3 protein-coding genes are annotated in these 2,294 nt (G+C 27.6%); all 3 read left to right on the top strand.

Annotated elements, in window-relative coordinates:
- Positions 1 to 172: 172 nt before the first annotated feature.
- From cas4 to cas2, 3 genes are read left to right on the top strand one after another with little or no spacing between them, the layout of a single operon-like run.
- Positions 173 to 661 (top strand): CRISPR-associated protein Cas4, encoded by a 489-nt coding sequence (gene cas4, locus BMY82_RS09350; protein WP_091976284.1) that lies wholly within the window; start codon positions 173 to 175, stop codon positions 659 to 661.
- A 13-nt stretch (positions 662 to 674) separates the two neighbouring features.
- Positions 675 to 1,673, top strand: coding sequence for a type I-B CRISPR-associated endonuclease Cas1b (gene cas1b, locus BMY82_RS09345; RefSeq protein WP_091976283.1), 999 nt, complete (start codon positions 675 to 677; stop codon positions 1,671 to 1,673).
- The gene (gene cas2 / locus BMY82_RS09340; protein ID WP_091976282.1) at positions 1,673 to 1,954 is read left to right on the top strand and encodes a CRISPR-associated endonuclease Cas2; all 282 of its coding nucleotides are present in this window, start codon (positions 1,673 to 1,675) and stop codon (positions 1,952 to 1,954) included. Before cas1b ends, cas2 begins: the two co-directional genes overlap by 1 nt.
- Positions 1,955 to 2,294: the final 340 nt, after the last annotated feature.

Raw genomic sequence — 2,294 nt, 5'->3', positions numbered from 1 at the left:
TGAATTTATTTATGAAATAACATTAAGAGAATTTAACGAATGTGGTGTAAGTTATAATGATAGGGTTGGAAATATACTATATATAGAAGACTGTGAAAGATTCTTTGAAAAAGGGATTTTTCAAAAAGATGCTTTGAAAGAAAATAACTTGTTTTTTTAATAGGAGTCAACTATGATTAATGGAACAATAATAAATTACTATTTTCATTGTAAAAGACAGTGCTATCTTTTTTATAACAGACTAAATCTTGAAGATAATAGTGAAATTGTAAAAATTGGTAGAGCGATACATGATGATTTAGAAGAAAAAAGTCCAAATGCAGAGATAAAGATAGAAAATATAGCGGTAGACAAAATCACAAAAGAGTATGTTACAGAAACTAAAAAATCAGATGCTGATGTAGAAGCATCTAAATGGCAACTGATATATTATCTTTATGTATTAAAAAATAAAGGGATCATTAGAAAAGGTAAGTTAGAGTTTATAGAAAAGCATAAGGTGAAAAATAGACTAATAGTAGAGTTAGATGAAGAAACAGAAAAAGAACTAATAAAAATTATAAATGACATAGAAAATTTATGTCATGGAGATGTGATACCTCAAACTATCAACAAAGCATCATGCAAAAAATGTGCATATTACGATTATTGCTATATTTAAATAGGAGGTCATTATGGGAACTACGAGATATATTAGTAGAATGGGTGAGCTTACTAGAAAAGACAACTCTTTGTGTTTTAGAGCAAACGAAAAAAATAATTATATACCAGTTGAAAATATAAGAGAATTATTTTGTCTTAATGAAGTAAGTATAAACACAAAGCTTTTAGATTTTTTGGCGCAGAAAAACATAGTAATTCATTTCTTTAATTACTATGGAAATTATAGTGGGACTTTTTATCCGAGAGCAAAGTATTTAAGTGGAAAATTGTTGGTAAAGCAGTGCGAAAAGTATAATAATGACAGACTGAAAATAGCAAAAGCAATAGTAAGTGGGATAGGAAAGAATATATATGAAGTTTTGTATCATTACTACAAGCATAATAAAAAAGAAGTTAAAGAACATATAGACTGGATAAAGAGTGATTTTCAACAAAATCTAGATAAAGCAGATAATATAAAGAATATATTATCTGTGGAAGGTGAACTATGGATGAGGTTTTATGATTGTTTTAAATACTTTTTACCAGAAGATTTTGTTTTGAATAAGAGAGTAAAGAGACCACCGGACAACCCTATAAACGCATTAATATCATTTGGAAACACTTTATTATATAGTAAGACTATAACAGCAATATACTATACACATTTGGATCAACGCATAAGCTATTTGCATGAACCTTCTGAAGGTAGATTTTCTCTTAGCCTAGATATTAGTGAGGTTTTTAAGCCGATAATAGTTTTTAAAACAATATTCGAGTTAGTAAACAATAGAAGATTACAAGTAGATAAGCACTTTGACAAAAGAGTAAATTATTGTATTTTAAATGAAGAAGGAAGAAATATATTTATACAGGCATTTGAAAAAAGGCTAGATTCTGTTTTTATGCATACAAAGTTAAAAAGAAAAGTATCATATATAACTGCAGTTAAACTGGATTGTTATAAATTGATTAAATGTATCATGGAAGATAAGGAATTTGTGCCATTTTCTATAAAAGAGGGGATGTAATGAAAAAGAATATAAATTATAATTATGGATTTTTGTTTTATGATATAAATGAAAAGAGAGTCCAAAAAGTTTTTAAAATCTGCAAGAAATACCTCACTCACTATCAAAAATCTGTTTTTAGAGGGGAGATGACTCCATCTAAATTTATGAAAATAAAAAGTGAATTGAGTAAGGTAGTAGAAGATGATGATTTCATATGTATTATAAAACTTATGAATGATAGTGTTTTTGGGGAGGAGATCATTGGTAAGGATAAGAGTGACGACAATTTGATACTATAATTACCAGGTGCGTTTTTCTAGAAAGGCTATGTAAGTATTGAAATTTGGCTGTATATATGAGATTATATTATTATAATAGACTTTTTATTTTCACTTGGTAAAAATATTTTGAACTGTTGATATTTCAAGGAAACACAGAGTTTTTGATTTTAAAGAATGTTGGATAAACAGTAGATTAACCGTAACATAAGATGTTTTGAAATAATAGAGCTCCTGGACTAAGGGGTAAAAGTATGGCAGATTAACCGTAACATAAGATGTTTTGAAATGAATACGGTCTAGAGGATTTATTCCCGTTTTCTGTAAGATTAACCGTAACATAAGATGTTTTGAAATTTTT

This window comes from Peptostreptococcus russellii (assembly GCF_900110295.1).
GTDB lineage: Bacteria > Bacillota > Clostridia > Peptostreptococcales > Peptostreptococcaceae > Peptostreptococcus > Peptostreptococcus russellii_A.
The sequence above is the reverse complement of the archived record's forward strand: the minus strand, read 5'-3'. Positions and strand labels throughout refer to the sequence as shown.

Bases quoted from the DNA above. Each gene is read 5' to 3' on its own strand.
- cas4 (WP_091976284.1), top strand. From the start codon at position 173: ATGATTAATGGAACAATAATAAATTACTATTTTCATTGTAAAAGACAG.
- cas1b (WP_091976283.1), top strand. From the start codon at position 675: ATGGGAACTACGAGATATATTAGTAGAATGGGTGAGCTTACTAGAAAA.
- cas2 (WP_091976282.1), top strand. From the start codon at position 1,673: ATGAAAAAGAATATAAATTATAATTATGGATTTTTGTTTTATGATATA.